Below are 19,700 nucleotides of genomic sequence, written 5' to 3' on the forward strand. Positions count from 1 at the left end.
CTCCTTGGGCTGCCTGTGGATGAGGTCAAGACCACAAACGATCTCAAGGTGACAAGAACGACGCACCTTCGGTGACAGCAATCCTGCTCACGCCGCCTTGGAGGGCGGGGCAGCTGTCGGGTGACAAGTTCCGTGCTCAGGCACACACTGATGGGGCCCTCCGGAAGCCGCCGTGTTTGGTGATGATCTCCTCGGCCGTTGCCGTACTGCTCTCGCCGCGTCGGTGGGCCATGAGGGCGACCTGGAGTGGGAACGACGTTCCAGGTTTGGTTCGAAGGGCATAGCCCACCTTTCTGTGAATGTAGGTCGCTTCGACTGCCAGGGGCTCAAGGAACCGAGCTGCCTCGCGCTCGTCCGGAGCACTGAGGAAGCGGTCCGCCATCTCCAGGACCGCAGCAGTGACCGCTGGGTTCTCGGGTGGAGCGACATAGATGCTGACCTTGCGGCGATAGGCGCCGGGGGTGTCCCGGACGTTTTCGAACGCTCGGTGCCGCTGCTCGGCTTCGTGGTCGAGGATCTTGGCCAAGGTTCGGGTGGCGGCATGGGGCCGTGCTTCGGGCCAGGTCATAAAGATCAGAGTGGCGACCGTCCGTAGATCGTTGAAGTACTGGGCGGTGGGGATGAGCCAGCCGACGCTGCTGACATGATCCGGTCCATCCGGTGCAAGGAGGGCCAGCAGTCGGGCCTGGGTGGAGAAGACAGCCTCGCGACTGCGCTTTGCGCTGGGCAGGAGATCTCGCGGCTGGTCGCTCCTGGCCAGGTCCGCTCCGCAGGCAGGCCGGGCCGCTCGCAGAGTTTCGACCGGCGCGGACGCCCGGCACTGGACGGGGTGAAGCTCACTGTCACGCGGGCGGGCGATCAGGTTCTTCGTCTCGCCTTGGACCTGCTCTCCGCAGTTGGGGCAGTTCTGCCGAAGGAAGCGCCCGTGCCGAAGGCATGCGAAAACGGCGGACAGTCGCCAGATCCGTTGCCATGCTCCACCGTGGGTCTGCTCGATCTGCGACGACCGGTCTCCGGCGAGGCACTCAGGGCAGTACTGGGTTCGGTCCGATAGAACCCATGGAGAGACGAACCGCGACCGCTCGTCGGCTTGGGAGTTGGAGTACTCGGTGCTCAGCGGCCCGTAACGGACGCCCAGCGGAGCCACCAGCAGCCGTGTGACCTCGACGTGGGACAAGCGGGTTGTGCGGGAGAACGCGTCGAAGCTGACGTCGTCGAGGCTGAACGCGAGGGCCGTCGAGACACGAGTGATCTTCGTTCCTTCAGGGCGGGCGCCAGTGAGCCCGGTGCGGACGTAGAGGCTCAGGGGGTCGACACCGAGGCGATGGGCTAGCCGCAGGAGGTATCCGGACAGGGACTCACCCTCCAGAGGGTCGAGGCTCCTTGCCAGAGGACGGAGTTGCCTCGCGTCAAGGGCTTCAGGCATCAGCAGTTCGCCCGCCCCGGTCGTCGAAGACGGAGTTGCGGCCCCTACGGCCCTTGGTGGCGGCCTTGGCCGACTCAGCATCCGGGACGTCGGGGACCTCGCCGGCGCTCGGATCGCGGTCGGCGACGTTGCCGAGCCGGATGGGGATCGTGGCCAGTAGTTCCGGCGTCAATTCCTCTGCTCCCGACTTGATTGCCTCCCTGCAGCCGTCCTCGATCAGCCGCTTGAGCAGGCCGACGATGCCGCGTGTGCGGCGGAAGAGGTACTCGGGCATCTCGCCTTCGGTGAGCATGCCCTCCTTGGCCTTCAGCAGCCGCAGCCGGTCCTCGATGCCGGCCAAGTGGTCGATGAACGCCATCATTCCTTCGGGGGTGTCGTAGTCGAACGGGTCGAGGTCGACCAGGTCGAACCGCCGCTCGGTCTGGGTGGCCGCAGAGGGGTTGAAGCTGTTGCCGGCTCTGGCGGGGCCCAGCACCCACTGCCCCGTCCGGGGGTCTGCATGACCACCCCTGATCAGCCCCGAGTTCGGGATGTCGACGCCGATGAGGACCAGTGTGACGTTGAGGTCCATCAGTTCACGGACCAGGTCGAGAGTGTCCTGGTCGTCCTCGCGGTGGAGCCGGAGCCGCGTGATGTCGTCCAGCAGCAGCGCGGTGGTGTGATGGTCCCGGATCGAGTCGCGGACCTGCCGGATCATGCCGTTGAGCGTCTTGGGGTGCGGGGCGCCGAAGAAGTCGAGGATGGCCGCGCAGAGCCCTTTCGGGGTGGCCCGCACCGGGGTGCGGCAGTAGGCGACTGGCACGAACAGGTCGCGGGTGCCGGGGACCGGCCTGGGCAGAAGCTTCCGGTGCAGGTCCCGCCAGAGCTGCTCGAAGGCCGCAGCGGCCGCGCAGGCCGTCTCGGTCTTCCCCAGGAAGCCGCCGCCGCTGATCATGAGGCCGTCTCGGGTGCCCGGCTCGAAGTTCAGTGCGTTGTTCCGCAGCCGGCCCCGCATCAGCTTGGTGACCCTCGTGCTCATCGGCGTCTCCAGCAGCCCCATGTTGACGTGGGTTGCCGTGCGGTGCAGGTCGTTCAGCGCCCGCCGCCTGGGGCTCAGCGCCGCGTACTCCTCCAAGGACAGCCGCGGCGCTGGAACGAACATCCCCCGCTGCTGCTGCCACTGCCGCCAACCCTCCCAGATGGTGCGGTCCGGCGGCGGCCCGGACCGGAGGAAGGTGACAATGCCGCTCTCATCCTGCGTGCGGTCCGTCATGCGGCTCCTCTGTGTCGTCCTCAACCAGGGCCGCGCCGAGAAACTGTTCCGCGGCCTGACCGCCACCAACGGCGAGCCGATGACCCCGCGCGAGGAACGCGGCTTCGGCCAGGCCAGCCTCTCCACCGTCCGCGGCCCGATCTGGCGGATCACCCCGCTCCCCCTCACCCCCACCGGGCGCCTGTCGATCGCTGTCGCGGGGAAGAAGAACCCGACCACGAGCACGCCGAGCCTGCTGGTCGAGGAACTCGACCCCTGCCACCTCTCGCCGGTGATGCGCGCCACCGGCTGCCGACTGCGCCGCCACGTGCTGACCCTGCCGGACGGCTGGATCGAGCACACCAGCATGAAGGAGGGGCGCGAGGCGTTCGCGCTGCCGGGCCTGCCCGCCGCCTGACCCCCCGCAAGGGACACGGAGTTCGGCGCCGGGCGGGTGAACTCGGAGCAAAGCCCGCCCGGCACCACAGGCAGGCCGAGATACTGGCGGCCATGACGAGCACCCCTGCCACACCCGCCCCGTTCTCCCGGATCAAGATCCGGACCGGGGCGCTGGTGTTCTGCGGCGACGACGTCGCCCTCATCCGCCGCGACCGCGCCGACTCCACCCACTACACCCCGCCCGGCGGCAACGTCGAAGACGGCGAAGACCTCGTCGCCGCCCTCAGCCGCGAACTCGCCGAAGAACTCGGCCTCGACACCGCGCTGGCCGAGGGCGGTGACCTGATGTGGGTGGTCGACCAGCGCGTCACCCGCCCCGGCCCCACCCCGCCCCCGCGCAAGCTCCACCTGATCTACCGCTTCCACATCAGCCCCGACATCCGCGCGACGCTCGCCGAGCAGGAACTGGACGAGCTCCCCGACGGCAGCCACGAGGTCGGCGTGATCGAGTGGATCGACTACCGCAAGACCGCCGAGCTGCCCATCTTCCCGCCTATCGGCCCCGCCCTCGCCGCCCTCACCGACCCCCGCGCCGCCTTCACCGACGCGGCCCTGGACGCCGTCACCGACGCGAACTACACCTGGGTGTGATCAATGGACCACACCAGCCCGCCGCTGATCACCCAGGGCCAGGCCATCGCGTGCCTGCAAACCCTGGGGATCAAGGTCCCTGATCCGGCGGACGACCCGAACCCGATGCCGCGCGCCGTCGCGTTGGGCTTCCTGCTGTTCGCGGTCGAGTACGCCGGGCGATCGTGGCGACCGGCGAGCACGGCGAGACCGAAGCCGCCCTGCGCCACGTGCGCCGGCACTTCATCACCGTCGACAACCTCCGCGCCGCCGTCACCCGGTTCGTGAACGGCACCTTCGCGGCCCGGGACGCCGCCTGGTGGGGCCAGGGCACGGCGTGCGCGTCGGACTCGAAGAAGTTCGGGTCCTGGTCCAGCAACTTCATGACCGAGTACCACGCCCGCTACGGCGGCAACGGCGTGATGATCTACTGGCACGTCGAGAAGAAGAACGTCTGCATCAACTCCCAGCTGAAGTCCTGTTCGTCGTCCGAGGTCGCGGCGATGATCGAGGGGCTGCTGCGGCACTGCACGGACGCCGAGATCGAGGCCAACTACGTCGACACCCACGGCGCCTCGGTGGTCGGGTTCGCCTTCACCGAGCTGCTGAACTTCCGCCTGCTGCCCCGGCTGAAGAACATCGGCAGCATCCGCCTGTACCGCCCGGACGATGCCCCGCCGGGATGGCCGGCGCTCGGCGGCTCGCTGACCCGGCCGATCCGCTGGGAGCTGATCGAGCAGCAGTACGACCAGATGGTCAAGTACGCGACCGCGCTCCGCCTGGGGACGGCGGAGGCGGAGCAGGTGCTGCGGCGCTTCACCCGCGGCGGACCCAAGCACCCGGCCTACGCCGCGCTCGAAGAACTCGGCCGCGCGGTGCGCACCGTCTTCGCCTGCGACTACCTCGCCGGCCCCGGCCTGCGCCGGGAGATCCACGGTGGCCTCCAGGTCGTGGAGAACTGGAACAGCGCGAACACCGTCCTCCACTACGGCAAGGACGGCGCCCTCACCGGCCCGGACAGAGAGCACGCCGAGACCTCCATGCTCGCGCTGCACCTGCTCCAGTCCAGCCTCGTCCACGTGAACACGTTGCTCCTTCAGCAGGTCCTGGCCGAACCGAAGTGGGTGAAGCTCACCGCTGAGGACCGGCGCGGCCTGACCGCGCTGTTCTGGTCGAACATCAACCCGTACGGTACTTTCCGGCTCGACATGGACAAGCGGCTCGACCTCGCGCTGACCGCCGAGTTGCCCCGTCCCCGCACCCCGGTGCTCCCCGCCCCGACCGTCGCAGAGGCCCGATGAACGCGTACCGAACCGCCGCGCCGCACCGTCCGGCCGAAGACCCCGACCGGATCTTCGACGGGCGGCGCGTCGTTCACTGCCCTGACTGTCACTGGGCCCAGGGCCTGAACAAGGACCTGCACTTGGGGCCGTGGGCCCTGCTCTACTGGCACAGATCCCACCCGGCCGACGCGGTCGACCACCTCGCGGAGATGCCGGACCGCCTGGCCATCCCCGCGTACGTCGAGTGGGGGTGGCAGGCCCACTGGCTGGCCATCAACGACACGCGTACCGAGGAGGGGTTCGTGCTGCTCGGCACGGAGGACTTGGAGGTCTTCCGCTCGGTCTCGGCCGACGGCGGCCTGGACCAGGCGGTGCTTGCGAACACCCGTCGGAGGTCCGTCTTCCCGTCCGCGGCCCGCGCTGAGATTGAAGCTGCCGCCTCCGATCTGTTCCGCACAGGGCTGCTCCGCCCGGCACCCGGTCTATAAAGGGTCCCGCCAAGGTGCCCCCGAGATCCAGCCGGACGCTGACGGTGTGAGGGGGGCCTGCGGCAGTTGCCGCAGGCCCCCTCACTGGTGTTGCGCGTGGTCAGGAGTTGGCGATCTCGCGGATGAGGTCGAGCTTCTGCTGGGGCAGCAGGGCCTGGCGGCGGCGGTCGTCCCAGCCGTGCGGGACGAGGAGGGCGGCCCGGGGACCGGCGTCGGAGGGGAAGGCTCGGCCGGGTTGGACGATGAACCGCACGGGTTTCTCCAGCTGGTGGCAGCGCTCGGAGCCTGCACCCTATCCAGCCCTCAAGTTACTTGTAACAGACCAGCCCCCACCCACTCACACGCGTGGCCCGGCCCCGCCCCGCGCCGTTCCCGTGGGAACGGGCCTCAGCCCACCCGCAGGCAGGAGCGGGGTGGCCTGGGTCTGTTACAAGTAACTTTCGACCATGCGGCAACCCGACCGCACTCCAGCCCCAAGGCCTGCGGGGACGGGCGGCCGGGCTACGTTGGCCCCCGCTGTGTGGGCCAGAGGCCCTGTCAGACGGGCAGCAGGTAGACGCGGGCGAAGTGTGTGCCGACGTGAGCCTCGTGAAGGTGTCCGGTGACGCCCTGGTCGCCTTCGATGCCCATCACGGCGTGGATGTGGGCGAAGCCGTTCTTGATCTCGCCCGTGCCGGTCATTTCGGCGGGCTGCTTGTAGGTGGTGATGGTGTCGGCGAGGGCGTCACCCTTGGGCATCGTGGAGATGGTGAAGGAGTCGACGGCCCCGATCAGGGACACGATCGCCGCGTTCTCGATACCGGCTTCGGCCGCCTGTCGGTTGACCGACTCCATGAGTTCCTCGTTCAGCACCTCGAACACGATCACGCCTGGCTCCATCCGATCAAGGGGGACAACTCCCGCAGCATGACGAATGAGCACCAACGGGCGCCAGCATCCCGGGGATTGAGCGCCTCGGCGGAGAAGCGCGAGGCGAGGAAGTGCGCCTGCTGGGCGTAGGCGGACGGGGTGCGGACGACCCGGCCGGCAGTGGTCCAGTCGAGCGCGCATACCCGCGAGGTGACCGCCGTGATGTAGAGCGTGCGCACTTCTTCGTCGTGCTCCAGGACGCGGGCGACCTCGAAGGCCTGGTCCTGGCCGGGCTGCTTGGCCAGGATGCCGGCCGCGTTCACCCGAAGGATCGGCGCTTCGCCCTCGTTCATCCACCGGCGCAAGTTCATGGTGGACGCCTTGTCGGTCCACGACGCGATGACGATGTCCGTGCCGTGCGTGGTCTGTACGGCCATCAACGGACCCGGGTCGCGCATCGCAACGCTGGAGACCAACTCGCCCGCGAGCGTCCCGTGCGCGGCCACCAGAGTGCCCAGAGCGAGGAAGGATCGTCTCTTCACGTCGCTGAGCCTAGCCTCGGCTTCGAGCTGGGCGAGGCGGATCGCGAACACCTTCGCAAGGTGGGAAAGCCAGAACGGACCGGGGATCACCTTCTCCCGCTCCCACCGCTTCACCATGTCCGCACTGGGCGAACCATCCGGCCTACCTGCGGATTCACCTAATCTCCCGGCGAGCGCGACCTGGGTCCACTGCTTCGCCTTCCGCATGTCGCGGATCAACGCGCCGATCGGCATGGGGGACATCATGCCCCCCTGAATGCCCCCGCGTGACCCTCTCGGCACGGAGAGTATGGAACCACGCCGTCCCCGCAGGACGGATGCCCGGCAGCGGGGTCGTGGTCCTCACCCCTACGTCGCAACCGCGGCCCTGCTGCACCCCTCGGAGAGGAGCATGCGATGCCCGGTCCCGAACTCCCCCGACGTTCCCCCGCCGGAGCCAGCGCCCGACAGCCCGGCTCCGAACCCTCCTCGCGTATCCCCTGGGACGCCTTCGCCGCCAGCGCCGACGACTCCGCGACCTACGGCCAGCCGTCTGCTGCCCTGATCGCGCGGGCGAGACGGGGATGGCAGCAGCTCGGGTCCCTCCACGCCCGCACCGGCCAGGACGGTATCCAGTGAGCCGGCGCCCGGACTGGCTCTTCGAGGGAGCCCGTGTCCTCGACCCCGCCCAGGACCGCGAAGGCATCGTCCAGTTCATCGGCGACTACGAGGACCCCCACACCCGCCGTTTCACCCCCGAGGCCGTCTTCCTCCGGCCCGAAGGCGGCGGGGTGGAGTGGATCGTCGCCGACCACCAGGCCCTGCGCCAGGCGGACAGCCGCTGACGTTCCGGTGCGCCAGCGATGAGCCGCCCTCGCCTACGTCGCCGTCGTCACGGCCGTCGTCCTCGCATCGGCCCTCGCCGGCCAACCAGGCCGGTGACCCACAACTCCCACCCGAGCCGCGCGAACCACGGCCGAGGTGGGCAACGGCCCCGCACCGCAGCGGTGCGGGCTGACCTTCAGAGAAAGGGAGGATCTCCCATGTCCAACGAGACCCAGGTCAACAACCTGACGCGACGCCTGGACCACTCCGTCCCCGACGGCGACTTCGCGCCCGCGGCGGCCGTCGAGTCCCTGACCCGGCGCCTGGACCACTCCGTCCCCGACGGCGTGGTCGAGCCCGAGACGCCCGCCGTCTGACGCCGGCGCTGCACTGACGCCGCTTAGCTGACGGCACTGCGGGGCGTCTCGGCTGCTCATACCGAGGCGCCCCGCCCCGGTCTCCACCACCGCCTGCACCTTTCGACAAGGAGATCCAACCGTGCACACCACCATCGCCACCCGCGTAGAGACCGGCTCCTTCTTCGACCTCGACCGCAGCGACCCGGCGCTGATCCAGCTGCGCGAGGACGACGCCGAGCGGGTCCTCCCGTTCGCCCTGATGGAACGCCTCGTGAAGTCCGGCACCCCCTACGCCGAACACGCCCGCGCCCTGCGCAGCGACCCCGTCCACGTCGCCGGAGCCCGCTTCGACTGGTACACCGCCGCCCTCCCCGCGCAGATCGCCGACGAGATCAACCTGACGGACTACGAGATCGTCGAGCACACCGACGAGCGCCGCACCTCGCTGACCCGGGCCCTGGAGAGGCTGGCCACGGTCCACCCCGACGGCTTCGCCCGTGTACGCGAGTTCGTCCGGGGAGTGCTGTGGGTCGGCCTCAAGCCGGGCGTCCGCACCTCCTCGCTGACCAGCTCCAGCGACCCGGCGCTCCCGTACGTGATCGTGTTCTCCGAGAAGGCGCAGCACCACATCCCGCCGAACACCGTCCGTGGAGGCCGCGCTCACCCTCGTCATGAGGAAGGCTCCGCGCCCGTGATCCGCGCCCTCACTATCCGGTCACCCTGGTCCGACTGCATTGCCCTCGACAACGGCAAGCGCACCGAGAACCGTGTCGTCCAGGGTCTCGCGTACCGGTACCCCGTGGTGGCGCGCGACGTAGATCAGGTAGCGGTTGCGCTCGGGGTTGGGGCAGGTGGGCGGGCAGCCGAGGACCGCCCGCCCCGTGCCCACGTCGCGGCCGAACTCCACTTCCCTGTCAAGTCAGCGTGTTGAGGCTCCGCACGTGGAGTTCCCATGGGGGGTTCGGTAGTAGCCGCCGAGAAGGCAGCGGTCTTGGGCCTGAGCTGCAATGACGCCTGTCATCTCACGAACCCCCGTACGTTACGCAGCCGCGTACACGGGAGGCGTTACAGCGGCGACCTGCGGGAACGTGTACTGGCGGACCTGTATCGCGAGCGATCGTTACCCTTCCCCAGCCCCGTTCCCTGCCTCCCCCCGCCAGGAAGCGAGGTTGCCTCGGGTGGTGAGGGTGTGGGGGTGGTCCGGGCCCAGCACCCGCAGACAATCCTCCAGTAGGGCGGCGAGCTCGACGGCGGCCCCGGCTGCGTCCCCCGCCTCCCCCCGCCAATGAGCGCCATTGCCTCGGGTGGTGAGGGTGTGGGGGTGGTCCGGGCCCAGCACCCGCAGCATCTGCTCCAGCAACTCACCGGTCGCTGCCGCGGCCCCGGCCGCATCCCCCGCCTCCCCCGTCAACTGGGCAATGCCACCCCGGGTGGCGAGGGTCTCGGGGTGGTCCGGACCCAGCACCCGCACCCTGTCCTCCAGAAGGGCGGCGAGCTCGACGGCGGCCCCAGCAGGATCCCCCGCCTCCCCCCGCCAATGAGCGCGGTTGCCCCGGGTGGTGAGGGTCTCGGGGTGGTCCGGGCCCAGCACCCGCAGACAGTCCTCCAGAAGGGCGGCGAGCTCGACGGTGGCCCCAGCAGGATCCCCCGCCTCCCCCCGCCACAGGGCAAGGTTGTTCCGGGTGGTGAGGGCATGGGGGTGGTCCGGACCCAGCACCCGCAGCATCTGCTCCAGCAACTCACCGGTCGCTGCCGCGGCCCCGGCCGGATCCCCCGCCTCCCCCCGCCACAGGGCAAGGTTGCCCCGGGTGGTGAGGGTGCCGGGGTGGTCCGGACCCAGCACCCTCAGGTAGTCGTCCAACAGTTCCGCGGTCGCTGCCGCGGCCCCGGCCGCATCCCCCGCCTCCCCCCGCCAGTAGGAGAGGTTGGCCCGGGTAGTGAGGGTCTCGGGGTGGTCCGGACCCAGCACCCGTAGGTAGTGCTGCAGCAGGGCGACGAACGCTGCCGCGGCCCCCGCTGGGTCCCCCGCCTCCCCCCGCAACCGAGCTAAGTCGGACTGGGCGTCCAGGGTGCTGGGGTGGTCTGGGCCCAGGTGGTGCTCGGTGGTGTCGGTGAGGTGGCGAAAGTGTGCGACGGCGGTGACCACTTGGCCGGCTTCGGCGAGGCTTCGGCCGGCTCGGTAGAGCACGGCATGGGCCTCGGGCCAGTACAGGGCGTCCTCGGCGCACGCGGTCAGGGCGTTGGTGTTGACGCGCAGGGCCCGGGTGAGGTCGGTGTCACGTTCGGTGTCGGGCCAGGTGGCGAGCACGGCCTCGGCGGCGGCGCGGGCGAGTTGGTCGTGTATGTCGGGGGCGAGCGGGTCTCGGATGGCGCGTTGGATGAGCTGGTGGACGCGCACGGCCTGGTGGGGGGTGTCGGGGGTGTAGTCGATCAGGCTCAGGCGGTGCAGGGCGCGCAGCGCGCCGGTCGCGTCCTCGGCGGTGACAGCGGGGGGTTCCGGCGCGGTTCGGTGGGCCGTGAGGTGGGCGAGGGCCGGGTTGCTGGTCAGGACCTGGTGGGGGATGCCGTTGGGCTCGAGCATCGCGGCGAGCTGGAGCATGGGGCGCGCCAGGCCTGCGGGGCGGAGTTGGTCGGCGTGGTCCAGGGACAGGGACCAGGCTGCGGCCACGGTGTTTGGCTGGTCGTCGGGCAGGGTCCCGGGTTCGGGGAGCAGGTCGGGCAGTTGGCGGGCGCGGTCGGCGAGGCGCGCGCGGTAGGTGGCGGCGTCCAGGTGGGTGTCGATGAGATAGGCGGCGGCCTGGGACAGCGCAAGCGGCAGATGTCCGAGGTCATCGGCGAGGGCGGCGAGGTCCGCGGCGCTTTCGCGACGACCGTGCGCGGTCAGGGCTTCATGAAGATAGGCGGTGCTCTCGGCCGGGGTGAACAGGCCCACCGGAACCAGGTGGCCGTGGGTGGCCAGGGCAGCGTCGCGGCGGCGGGTGGTGACCAAGGTCCGGCCACGCGCGTGGGGGGGCGGCCACAGGCCGGTCAAGTCGCCCGGGTTGGCTACATCGTCCAAGACGATCAGCCAGCGAGGCGCCTGTGGTGCGGGTTTGGGTTCCAGCCAGGCCAGGAACGCCTTCACGGCCCGCTCCGGGTCGGCCGGGTCGGCGGCCAGGACATCCACAGCGGCCTGGATGTAGGCGTCGATGACGGCCTGGCGGGTGGCGGCGGTGACCCACACCAGGAGGTCGACTTCGTCGTTGCTCCAGGCGTGGCGGGCGTGGTCGGCGGCGAGTTGGGTCTTACCGACCCCGCCCATCCCGGCCAGCACCTGACACACCACCGCCGTGCCCCCGCCGGCAACCGCCTCCCTCAGAGCCGACACCGCGGCACGATCCTGGAACCAGCCCGCCCGCACAGGCAGCACACCGACCTGGTGCGGAAACGCCACCGGCTGCCTGCGCTGCTGTACGTACGTCAAACTGCCGGTGACGGCGATACCACTCCCGGACGCGATGGCGTCCCCGGTCCCCGAGATCTGTCCCGGCGCTCCCGTTGCCGGGACCTGGACCTGGCGCGCCGGGGCACCATACCCGGTCACCGCCGTGCCCTCCCCTTCGGCGTGGGCATTGCCCGAATCGCTCACCGCCACCACCGCCGGATCCGGATCCGGCGTGCCGGGCTGCGGGTCGGTTGCGAGTTTGCGCCTCCACCACTTCTTCATGGACGCCACCCCATCCCTCTGTGTGGCGCGGTTCAGCTGTAGTCGATGCCGGAATTGGCACTGCTTCCGGTGCCGTCCGCGGTCGCCTCCCCGGTCCGCTCCGCCGTCGCCGATCCACTCCCCGCACCCCCCGGGCGCCGTACACCGGCGTTGGCACTGCCTCCGCCGGTGGCCTCGGCCTTCCCGGTGTCGACGGCCACGTCCACCAGACCTGGGGCTGGTGCTGACCCAGTGGCCGGGTGCTGGAACAACGCCCAGACCAGGGCGCCGATGGCTACCGCCGCCTGGACCGAGGCCCCGACCAGTTGCCCGGTGTCGGGACTGTTCAGCAGCCAGAACAACGGTGTCGAAACGATGCCCGCCACCGCCGCCACCACCACCGTGATCTTCCAACCTGGCGTCACGTCCACCCCTCTCCGGGCCCAGCCACCGCCGGAAACTGACGGCCCCTCCACTGATAGCAGCAACACACGCCGGCCACTACGGATTCCAGCGGTCCCGGGGCCCTGCTGAACGCTCAAGGTGCTGGCATATGTCCCGCCCGGGCTCTGCCGGGGCACCTACCAGCCGTTACAACCGCTTGCCCGTCTCGTCCCCGACGATGGACCGCACCGGCCGGTGCTCTGCTCATCAAGTTGGGCGAATGGGCAAGGTCAGCGGCTACTCCGTTTCACTCTCGCCATCTCCGCATCTTGCCGTGACAGCTACATGTCCGTTCGCCGTATACGAGAACAGGGGGGTTTCGCGCGTAGCCGGGGAGCTGGTCCGGGTTCACTGGTCGGGCTGGGATCCCGGTCGGCTACGGAACGGAACTACGTTCGGTCCAGGCGCCGCGCTCTCTTCCCGGAGCTGCTGATTCTCCAGAGTGAGCTGGTTGACGGCGCGCACGAGCGCGAGGACATCAGTGCGGAGCTGCCGGAGTTCCTTGTTCTTATTGGCGATCGTCTCGTTGAGCTTCACGATGGTCGCCCGTAGGCGGCCTCGACGTCGGGGGTGGCGCCGCGTTCTCGGACGCGTTCGTAGAACTCGTTCTTCAGGTCCAGATGCCGCTGGGTGAGCGCGTTTCGGGGCACCTCGGCTTCCTGGGCCAAGGCCACGATGGTGAGGGCCCCATTGGAGACCTGTGGGGTGCCCTGGTTGCGCATGGCCACCCCCGCGAGGCAGGCGTGCGTGTACGGCTCACGCAACCGCCGATGGGATGCCCGCGCGCCTGATGGCGCCGTGGTTCGCGGCTTCGCGCCCCTGCCCAAGCCCTTGTGACTGTGAGGTGGGTGTTGGAAGGTGGCGCCTCCGATCGCAGGAGGTGACGCCATGCCCCAAGGGGTCGTGCAGTGGTGCGATCCTCTCAGCGGCCTGGGAATGGTCCGTGAGGACAGCAGCGATGTCGATGTCTCCGCGGAGCGGTTGGCGGTGCACGGCGGCTGGCCGCTGGTTGCAGGTGAGCGGGTCATGTTCGACCTGACCGTGGATGCGGACGGAATGCGTGCGGACAACGTCCGCCGTATCGGGCTGGGCGGTGCCCACGAGGTCGCCGCGTAGCCGGGTCGAAGTTGAGCAGCATCACGTGGTCGCGCTCCACCCACGACTCGTACCCGATGTGCGAGCCCGTCGTGGATGACCACCAAAGGCCCCCGGCAGGATCCGCTGACCCCGGTACGACACGAACGCGCGTACAGGCACGACGTCCTCAAACCGCACCGTGCCCGATGCAGGTTAGAGCTGACAAATGCAAGATCGCCCCGTACGGGACAGGTGGGTGAAAGGCTGTCTGCCGACCCACCACCCCTTTCGGGTGACGATGCGCGATGCCTAGCCACGGCGCGATGCGTCCCGGGAGGATGGCACTTACTCGCAGCGCCAGTTCACAGGAACCAACGGTGGGGGGAATCGTGGAACCAAGCCTTGCCCTGGCTGCCGCCCAGGCACTCGTCCAGGCCATGACCACTGACGCGTGGAGCGCTATGCGGGACCGCCTGGTGCAGCGCTTGCGTCGGGATGACCCCGATGGGGCGGAGCGGGCCGTGGACACGCTGGACAGGACCGCGTCGGAGGTGGCCGGGCATCCGGCGGGCAGCAGCGCGGTCGTAGGGCTCCTGCAAGGCCGGCTCGAGCCGCTGATCGCCGCCTCGCCCGAGCTGAGGGCGGCGCTACAGGACCTGGTTCGTGAGCAGTCGGCCCGCGAGGGCGGGGCGCGCACCCATCTGCAGTCGCACGCGGACCACGGTGCCAGCGTTCACCAGCAGAGTGGCGGCTTCTATTTCTCCGACCACCACGAGGGCGACCGCTTCGCGCCGGTTGCGCAGCAGATGAGCTTCTTCAAGCAGCCCAAGCGCGTCATGCTGCTGGCAGCCGCCGTCCTTGCCGTCGCACTGCTTGCGACCGGCTATCTCCTGATCGCTCCAGACGAGGTTGCTGATTACCGCAAACAGGTCGTCGGCACCTGCAGGCAAGTGAACGGGGTGCTCTCGGAGAAGCACAATGACGCGATCTACCTCAAGGTGAATCCCGGGTCGGCCGACCCCTTGGAGGCCATGGCCATCCACAAGGAGAGGTTTCTCTTCTACGCACGGGCGAACATCGATAGCGCCCGGCAGTCCTTCGCCTCGCTCAACACGCATAAAGCGCCGGCCGAGCTGAGGGAGCAGCACACTGCGGCGAAGAAGGCCCAGGACGACTGGCTCGCCCGGATGGAACAGGACATGCAGCGGTACGACCGGGAGCTGAAGGACGGAGACCCCCTCAGCAAGGTCAACTCCATGAGTATGGCCAGCCAGCCCTGGAACACGCGACTCAACGACGCGATGACCTCCCTGGCGGGAGAGAGCTGCCAGACGACCGCCAGCTCGCCCGGCTCCTAGTGCTTGTGACTGAGAAGGTTTGCCGTGTTGCTCGTTGTGTTGGGCCCCGGCGTTTGCGAGCGGGCCCGGCAGAGGTCATCGACGCGGTCGGCCTGCGGGGCGGTCACAGGATGAGGACCTTCCACCGCGGACGGTGAGTAAGTACCGTGTATGTGTGCAATGCAGCCGTTGTGGGGCGGAAATTGACACCGGATCCCTCCTGTTGATTCGGGACCACGAGGTCGCAAGGACGGTCGAACTATTTCGCGGGGAGCTGGACTTCCTGCGATGCGCGGCGGGATGTCACACCACCATTCCCGCCAAAGTGTTCTACTGGGCGTCCGCCGAGCGAAGCGTGATCTTCTCTCACCAGTCGCCCGAGATGGAGGCGCCTGATGAAGTGCGGGCGGTGCTTCGCGAGCGGGTGGCGGAGGAGTGGGAGGGCGAGGGCTACGTCGCTGACTCGCCCGGCCACTTCAGGGACCTGGTCGCCGCACTGCTGCGGCTCCGGATCAAGCCGGTGCTCGCGTTGGTCACCGAGGCCGACGACAAGGAGTTCGACTCGCGCTGGCGGGAGCTGACCGGGGCGGTGTACTCCGCGCTGGGCGTCGCCGCGGCCGGGGTGCTGCCGCAGATGATTGTCGACCCCGATGACGGCGTCGCCATGCTGGCCGCCTGCCAGGCGCGGACGTGGCAGAACCTCTGCGAGGCGTGGGCGTTGCGGGCGCGCGGGCTGCCAAGGACCTTCGAGGAGGACCTCCGCACGTACGTGGACGGCTCAACACCCGTCAGTGACGCGCTCAGCCAGTTCTCCGCAGCGGTGGCCCGCATCTCGCGGACCGGGGCGAAGGGCGAGCGCGAGTGGTTCTACTGCGCACGCGCCGTCGAAGCCGTCCTCCACCACCGGGCCGGCCTGGCGAACCCGGCAGCCCTCGATTGGGCGACGGAGTACCTGCGCCTGGAACTACGGGTGAAGGAGACCTGGCGCGGCAGGTCGATCGCCGAGCGAATCCGGTTGAGCGAAGAACACCTGCGCCCCACCGTGCCGGCCTTCGAGCTCGGCCGCATCATCGAGATCGAGAAGGGGCAGCGCCTCGCCGCGTTCTACAAGAGGCCGCGCCGGGTGTACAGGCGGTGGAACGAGGTGGAAGAGCGCATTCACCAGGCCGCGCGCCGGGCGGGCCACCCGAACCTCGCGACGCGGCTCGCCGACCAAGTCGTCATCGAGTTCCCCCAGGACGACTTCGCCGCGGCCCTGACGGAAATGATCGACGAATTCGGCGTCAAAGCCATCCGCATGGCCCGTGGCCACATCTCCACTCGACTGGCATACCAAGGCACCGACACGGACTTCGACGTGGTCCGCCGGAGCCTGGAGCGAAAGATCGGCCCAGTGAACACCACGGTGCTCCTGGGCGAGGCACTCGTCTCCGCCAGGAACCCAGCACGTGCCCTGCGCATGCTGGAACGCATGCGGGACATCGAACCGCCGGAGGACTTCCGGCGGTCGGACCTGTCCGATGTCAAAGCGCTCGCACTCAACCTCACCGGCCGCACCGAGGAGGCGCTCGCGGAGATCAGGGACCAGGACGCCTGGATCACGCCCAACCGCTGGCTCACCGCGTTCCACCCGTTCCGGCACAAACACGAGATCGCCACCGCCGTCGTGCTCCGCGACTCCGGCCGGGTCGACCAGGCCCTGGTCCTGCTGGAGTGGCTCTGGGCGGACCTGCGACCGAGCCGTCGTCCGTACGTCGCCGTGGAGCTGGCGCCGGCGTACTTCACCACCGGCCGGTTCGGCGACGCCGTCACGCTGCTCCGGCAGGCCCTGGCACACGCGCTGGAATTTTCCTCGGACATCACGCCCGTAGTCAAAGCACAGCTCCAGTACGCGCTCCTCCGCGATCAGCGGGACCCCGAAGAGGAGCTGTGGGAGCTGCCGAACAGCCTGCTCGACATCAACAAGCAGGGACAGTTCACGGTGACCGGTGCCATGCCGTACAACCCGGTCGCGGACCTCTACGCCGCCATGGCCCGGCTGGAGGAGCTGCGCCGCGGGGCCGCCGAGACCGGAACCCTCGATGACCTGCCGCGCCTCCGTACGCGGGCCGCTGCCGGCGACGACTGCTTCGTCCACCTTCAGGCCAGCCGGGTCGAGGCCCTGGCCGAGGAGATCCGCGGCGGCACCCCGGACTGGGAGGGCCTCGCACGGTTGGCTGCCGTACAGTACCGGGTCGATCCGCCGGTCGAATGCTTCGTGCGGCCAGCGGCCGCCGCCGTCTCAGCCGACGCGCTGGCGAAAGCCCTCGCGCTGGTACGAAAGGCCGACGGGCTCGTCGGCCGGGCGATGGAGAGGTTCTCCGACTTCGAGCAGGCCGCCGGCGTCGAGGTGGCGTACCCCGGCGACCTGCGGGAGATCCAGGGAACTCTGCTGGACGGCGCGGGACCGGGCGAACTACAGCGGACCGTAGAGGAGTTGTGGAGAGATCCGGCCCGGCGCATGCTCGCCCCCGGCGGATTCGCCGACGACCGGACACTCACCGCCTTCTGTGACCGCATGGGCCTTGCCCGCACCGCCGTCCTCGAACAAGTCGAGCACGGACCCGACCGGCGGTCGTTGGTTCTGACGCTGATCGAGGCGGGGCGGGCTCCCGTCACGGAGGTCGTCATGCCGCTGGACAATCTCAGCCCGCTCGCCGCCCGGCTCGGCACCCGCATCGCCAACTGGACCCCGAGCCGTCCCGGTGACCCTCTGGACGTCCCTCGGTGGCGGGAGTTCACCAGCATGCTCCATGCCGTGCTCTCCGAACGGCTCGGCGCCACCGATCACGTCATCGTCATCGAGTCGCCGCAGCTGTACAGGCTGCCGTGGCATCTCGCTCTCGGCCCGTCCTGGTCGTGCTCTTACGCGCCGAGCTGGGGATCGCTCATGCTGCGGCCGGACGTTCCGGTCGTGCGCCCGGCTGTCGGTACGGTGTGCGCCCCCCGCTTCGGCGAGGCCCCGGCCGTCGAGGCTGCCCTGACGGCGTCTCTGGCCGCGAGCCGGGCCGAGGCGGCCGCGGCCGAGCTCGCCTTCGCCTCGGCGGACCGGGAGTACGCGGACGCCGCGGCGCTCGTTCGCATCCTCGAAAGCTCCGACCTCTGCACACTGCTCTGCCACGGCATGGTCGACACCGGCAGCTCGTCGGTGTCGCTCCTGCTCGCGGCTGAGGAACGGCGACCGCCCGGCGACTCCCTGGCCGCCGCCCGGTCCGGCCGCGCTCACCGGTTCGACTGGCGATCCGCGACGGCCGTCGCCCGGTCCCCTTCCACGATCTTCTCCGCAGCGTGTTCAAGCGGGCTCAACCACACCCGAGGCGGCCAGCAGGTAGGCCTGTTCAGCGCGCTCCGCCACCGTGGCCTGCGCACACTGGTCGCGCCACGCTGGGACATCCTCGCCGAGCAGGTACTGCCCGTCCTCAACCGCTGCCGCGCCCTCGTGCTGTCCGGCAGCCCGCCGGGCGCTGCCCTGCGCGCGTCCTGTATTGAAGCGGAACAATCCGGCGTCCCTGCGTGGATTGCCTGGTCGATGGCTCTGGAAGGTGACTGGTAGATGACTCAAACCCTGACGTCCGCACTCTCGGAGCGGGAGGTGGACCCCGACACCGTCCACCACACCCTGCGCTACTACCTCAGTGAACGGCTCGACGACCCGACCACCGAGGAGATGCGCGCCGAACTCGCCCAGGGATGGGGCCCGGACTTCGCGGCCGACCTGGACCAACTCGCCGCCGACCCACTGCTCCTGGAGAACGCCGCACTCCTCGTCCTGTCGGGCGCATGGGACGAGCCAGACCAGGCCGAGCGGATCCTCCAGATCGCAGCCGACGCCAAGGCCAAGCTCCCCATCATCGAGATCGGGATCATCAGCGTCGCCGCCATGTACGGCCTCTACCTCCTGCGCACCGGCGGCATCAAACGCAGCCAGCGCACCACCATCCGGCGCAGGGACGGCTCGTTCGAGGAGCAGGAGACGGTCGATTACGCCGACCCCCTCGGGCCGATCGCCGCGCTCACGCGATTCCTCGGACGCACCCAGCCGCCACCGTAGCGCCTCGCCTGATGAGAGCTGCGGCTACCGGGACCGCGACGGGCTGCGCGATACACGCGGACAACACAGTGGAAGGCGCCACTGGCCATACGAAGCAGACATGCATGCGGAAACTCACCGTGAACGCCGCGAGCCGGATCGGGCCGCCGGTGGCCGAGCTTGCGGCAGCCCCATGAACACACGCACCGTTGTGGTCCTGGTGCCTTGTCGGCGACTGTCCGCAGCCTGACCACCCAACCCGGCGAGCCTTCCCGGTCAGGGTCTCCAGGACCTTGTTCATCAGCCTGAGCGATACCTCATGAGACAGATTTGAACTGCCTCAAGAATAGGTGGAACTGGGTCTGCGTTCCGTGGGTGCCCTTGGACGTGATGAGGTTCGCGTGCTCGTGTTCGGCCATCAGCTCGGCTGCGCGGCGCATCACGCTCGCGGTCACCTCGGGGTTCTCTCCCGCGTCCTGGACGTGGACGTGGGGCAGGACCAGGACGTGCTCGGGGTGAACCCCGCCGGAGCGGGGGCGGATCGCTATGGCGTCGTCCCACTCCCGGACGACGGCAGCCGGGGCGGTCCCGGCGGCGATGGAACAGAAGGCGCAGTGAGTCATGTCGGGACTCCTTGGTTCGGTCGACGGGTCGGTGACGGGCGCAGCGAAGCAGCGGAAGGTGACGGAGCAGCGGGCGCACAGGTGGTCGTGGCGGGCCTGGATGCCGATGGCGCGGATGGCGGCTGCGGCGGTGCGGCGGGCCGTGGAGGTGTGGGTCGTTGCGCGGGGTCTCCGGTTCGTTTGGGTGACGGGGTGTGCTGGGGATCCAGTGGGTGGCCGTAAGGGTGCGTCCACCCACTGGGCGCGTGCGAGGGGTTCAGGCGGCAAGGGGCTGAGGTACGGTGTCGGGCCGGTCGAGGCGTCGGCCGTTGACGGTCGACGTGGCGGCGTGCACCGGGGTGGCGAGCCGGTAGTGGCCGGTAGGCGCTCTCGCGAACTGGGCAGCAGCCCTCGCTCGTGCGTGTGGCGCGTCGGGTTGGCAGAGGCAACGGCAGTGGTGAAGCAGATCGTCGCC

22 protein-coding genes are annotated in these 19,700 nt (G+C 69.4%); 12 read left to right on the forward strand and 10 right to left on the reverse strand.

Translation table 11 applies throughout. The features are described 5' to 3' along the window. Positions 1 to 136: 136 nt before the first annotated feature. The gene (locus tag M4D82_RS00475; RefSeq protein ID WP_249764085.1) at positions 137 to 1,426 is read right to left on the reverse strand and encodes a TniQ family protein; all 1,290 of its coding nucleotides are present in this window, start codon (positions 1,424 to 1,426) and stop codon (positions 137 to 139) included. Next, positions 1,419 to 2,678: an AAA family ATPase gene (locus M4D82_RS00480; protein ID WP_249764086.1), complete on the reverse strand. Its 1,260-nt coding sequence runs from the start codon at positions 2,676 to 2,678 to the stop codon at positions 1,419 to 1,421. The genes M4D82_RS00475 and M4D82_RS00480 overlap by 8 nt, the downstream gene beginning before the upstream one ends. Here M4D82_RS00480 and M4D82_RS00485 point away from each other — a divergent pair. The 4 genes from M4D82_RS00485 (at position 2,677) to M4D82_RS00500 (ending at position 5,457) form a co-directional block, all read left to right on the forward strand. Then, positions 2,677 to 3,075 carry a hypothetical protein gene (locus M4D82_RS00485; protein WP_249764087.1) on the forward strand — a complete coding sequence of 133 codons (399 nt, stop codon included), beginning with the start codon at positions 2,677 to 2,679 and terminating at the stop codon, positions 3,073 to 3,075. The two genes, M4D82_RS00480 and M4D82_RS00485, sit on opposite strands and share 2 nt — an antisense overlap. 92 nt (positions 3,076 to 3,167) lie before the next feature. Further along, positions 3,168 to 3,707 (forward strand): NUDIX domain-containing protein, encoded by a 540-nt coding sequence (locus tag M4D82_RS00490; RefSeq protein WP_249764088.1) that lies wholly within the window; start codon positions 3,168 to 3,170, stop codon positions 3,705 to 3,707. A 164-nt stretch (positions 3,708 to 3,871) separates the two neighbouring features. After that, positions 3,872 to 4,987: a Tn3 family transposase gene (locus tag M4D82_RS00495; protein WP_249764089.1), complete on the forward strand. Its 1,116-nt coding sequence runs from the start codon at positions 3,872 to 3,874 to the stop codon at positions 4,985 to 4,987. Then, entirely contained in the window at positions 4,984 to 5,457 is a 474-nt protein-coding gene (locus tag M4D82_RS00500; protein ID WP_249764090.1) for a hypothetical protein, read from the forward strand. Before M4D82_RS00495 ends, M4D82_RS00500 begins: the two co-directional genes overlap by 4 nt. A 100-nt stretch (positions 5,458 to 5,557) precedes the next feature. Here the strand turns inward: M4D82_RS00500 and M4D82_RS00505 are convergent, their stop codons facing one another. The 3 genes from M4D82_RS00505 to M4D82_RS00515 all read right to left on the reverse strand — a co-directional run bounded on the left by M4D82_RS00505 (position 5,558) and on the right by M4D82_RS00515 (position 7,082). Then, positions 5,558 to 5,710 (reverse strand): hypothetical protein, encoded by a 153-nt coding sequence (locus tag M4D82_RS00505; protein WP_249764091.1) that lies wholly within the window; start codon positions 5,708 to 5,710, stop codon positions 5,558 to 5,560. 284 nt (positions 5,711 to 5,994) lie between these two features. Beyond that, complete coding sequence (locus tag M4D82_RS00510) at positions 5,995 to 6,324, reverse strand: PCC domain-containing protein (RefSeq protein WP_249764092.1); 330 nt, start codon at positions 6,322 to 6,324, stop codon at positions 5,995 to 5,997. After that, positions 6,321 to 7,082 (reverse strand): helix-turn-helix domain-containing protein, encoded by a 762-nt coding sequence (locus M4D82_RS00515; protein WP_249764093.1) that lies wholly within the window; start codon positions 7,080 to 7,082, stop codon positions 6,321 to 6,323. The genes M4D82_RS00510 and M4D82_RS00515 overlap by 4 nt, the downstream gene beginning before the upstream one ends. A 162-nt stretch (positions 7,083 to 7,244) precedes the next feature. On the opposite strand from M4D82_RS00515, the gene M4D82_RS00520 reads away from it, so the two are divergent. From M4D82_RS00520 to M4D82_RS00535, 4 genes are all read left to right on the forward strand, one after another. Further along, complete coding sequence (locus M4D82_RS00520; RefSeq protein WP_249764094.1) at positions 7,245 to 7,466, forward strand: hypothetical protein; 222 nt, start codon at positions 7,245 to 7,247, stop codon at positions 7,464 to 7,466. Continuing rightward, positions 7,463 to 7,672 carry a hypothetical protein gene (locus tag M4D82_RS00525; protein WP_249764095.1) on the forward strand — a complete coding sequence of 70 codons (210 nt, stop codon included), beginning with the start codon at positions 7,463 to 7,465 and terminating at the stop codon, positions 7,670 to 7,672. The genes M4D82_RS00520 and M4D82_RS00525 overlap by 4 nt, the downstream gene beginning before the upstream one ends. A 198-nt stretch (positions 7,673 to 7,870) precedes the next feature. Beyond that, a complete protein-coding gene (locus M4D82_RS00530; protein ID WP_249764096.1) occupies positions 7,871 to 8,029 on the forward strand; it encodes a hypothetical protein in 159 nt (52 codons plus the stop codon). A 121-nt stretch (positions 8,030 to 8,150) separates the two neighbouring features. Next, positions 8,151 to 8,942, forward strand: a complete 792-nt coding sequence (locus M4D82_RS00535; RefSeq protein ID WP_249764097.1) for a hypothetical protein — start codon at positions 8,151 to 8,153, stop codon at positions 8,940 to 8,942. A gap of 189 nt (positions 8,943 to 9,131) precedes the next feature. Here the strand turns inward: M4D82_RS00535 and M4D82_RS33955 are convergent, their stop codons facing one another. The 4 genes from M4D82_RS33955 to M4D82_RS00560 all read right to left on the reverse strand — a co-directional run bounded on the left by M4D82_RS33955 (position 9,132) and on the right by M4D82_RS00560 (position 12,904). After that, positions 9,132 to 11,378: a tetratricopeptide repeat protein gene (locus tag M4D82_RS33955; RefSeq protein ID WP_283844428.1), complete on the reverse strand. Its 2,247-nt coding sequence runs from the start codon at positions 11,376 to 11,378 to the stop codon at positions 9,132 to 9,134. A gap of 371 nt (positions 11,379 to 11,749) precedes the next feature. Beyond that, positions 11,750 to 12,121 (reverse strand): hypothetical protein, encoded by a 372-nt coding sequence (locus tag M4D82_RS00550; protein WP_249764098.1) that lies wholly within the window; start codon positions 12,119 to 12,121, stop codon positions 11,750 to 11,752. Between the two features lie 367 nt (positions 12,122 to 12,488). Next, positions 12,489 to 12,677 carry a hypothetical protein gene (locus M4D82_RS00555; protein WP_249764099.1) on the reverse strand — a complete coding sequence of 63 codons (189 nt, stop codon included), beginning with the start codon at positions 12,675 to 12,677 and terminating at the stop codon, positions 12,489 to 12,491. Next, a complete protein-coding gene (locus M4D82_RS00560; protein ID WP_249764100.1) occupies positions 12,674 to 12,904 on the reverse strand; it encodes a hypothetical protein in 231 nt (76 codons plus the stop codon). The genes M4D82_RS00555 and M4D82_RS00560 overlap by 4 nt, the downstream gene beginning before the upstream one ends. A gap of 124 nt (positions 12,905 to 13,028) precedes the next feature. On the opposite strand from M4D82_RS00560, the gene M4D82_RS00565 reads away from it, so the two are divergent. The 4 genes from M4D82_RS00565 (at position 13,029) to M4D82_RS00580 (ending at position 18,644) form a co-directional block, all read left to right on the forward strand. Beyond that, the gene (locus M4D82_RS00565; RefSeq protein ID WP_249764101.1) at positions 13,029 to 13,256 is read left to right on the forward strand and encodes a S1 domain-containing protein; all 228 of its coding nucleotides are present in this window, start codon (positions 13,029 to 13,031) and stop codon (positions 13,254 to 13,256) included. A gap of 482 nt (positions 13,257 to 13,738) precedes the next feature. Then, the gene (locus tag M4D82_RS00570) at positions 13,739 to 14,575 is read left to right on the forward strand and encodes a hypothetical protein (protein WP_249764102.1); all 837 of its coding nucleotides are present in this window, start codon (positions 13,739 to 13,741) and stop codon (positions 14,573 to 14,575) included. Between the two features lie 154 nt (positions 14,576 to 14,729). After that, a complete protein-coding gene (locus tag M4D82_RS00575) occupies positions 14,730 to 18,146 on the forward strand; it encodes a CHAT domain-containing protein (RefSeq protein ID WP_249764103.1) in 3,417 nt (1,138 codons plus the stop codon). After that, positions 18,147 to 18,644: a hypothetical protein gene (locus M4D82_RS00580; RefSeq protein ID WP_249764104.1), complete on the forward strand. Its 498-nt coding sequence runs from the start codon at positions 18,147 to 18,149 to the stop codon at positions 18,642 to 18,644. It abuts the gene before it with no gap. Between the two features lie 296 nt (positions 18,645 to 18,940). On the opposite strand, the gene M4D82_RS00585 is transcribed toward M4D82_RS00580, so the two are convergent. After that, on the reverse strand, positions 18,941 to 19,246 hold the full coding sequence (locus M4D82_RS00585; protein WP_249764105.1) for an HIT family protein: 306 nt from the start codon (positions 19,244 to 19,246) through the stop codon (positions 18,941 to 18,943). Positions 19,247 to 19,700 lie beyond the last annotated feature (454 nt).

It is taken from the genome of Streptomyces sp. RerS4, assembly GCF_023515955.1.
Lineage (GTDB): Bacteria > Actinomycetota > Actinomycetes > Streptomycetales > Streptomycetaceae > Streptomyces.

Coding starts and splice junctions, on each gene's coding strand:
- M4D82_RS00500 (WP_249764090.1), top strand. CDS start 4,984: ATGAACGCGTACCGAACCGCCGCGCCGCACCGTCCGGCCGAAGACCCC.
- M4D82_RS00520 (WP_249764094.1), top strand. CDS start 7,245: ATGCCCGGTCCCGAACTCCCCCGACGTTCCCCCGCCGGAGCCAGCGCC.
- M4D82_RS00490 (WP_249764088.1), top strand. CDS start 3,168: ATGACGAGCACCCCTGCCACACCCGCCCCGTTCTCCCGGATCAAGATC.
- M4D82_RS00530 (WP_249764096.1), top strand. CDS start 7,871: ATGTCCAACGAGACCCAGGTCAACAACCTGACGCGACGCCTGGACCAC.
- M4D82_RS00485 (WP_249764087.1), top strand. CDS start 2,677: ATGCGGCTCCTCTGTGTCGTCCTCAACCAGGGCCGCGCCGAGAAACTG.
- M4D82_RS00565 (WP_249764101.1), top strand. CDS start 13,029: ATGCCCCAAGGGGTCGTGCAGTGGTGCGATCCTCTCAGCGGCCTGGGA.
- M4D82_RS00580 (WP_249764104.1), top strand. CDS start 18,147: ATGACTCAAACCCTGACGTCCGCACTCTCGGAGCGGGAGGTGGACCCC.
- M4D82_RS00475 (WP_249764085.1), bottom strand. CDS start 1,426: ATGCCTGAAGCCCTTGACGCGAGGCAACTCCGTCCTCTGGCAAGGAGC.
- M4D82_RS00515 (WP_249764093.1), bottom strand. CDS start 7,082: ATGCCGATCGGCGCGTTGATCCGCGACATGCGGAAGGCGAAGCAGTGG.
- M4D82_RS00480 (WP_249764086.1), bottom strand. CDS start 2,678: ATGACGGACCGCACGCAGGATGAGAGCGGCATTGTCACCTTCCTCCGG.
- M4D82_RS00585 (WP_249764105.1), bottom strand. CDS start 19,246: ATGACTCACTGCGCCTTCTGTTCCATCGCCGCCGGGACCGCCCCGGCT.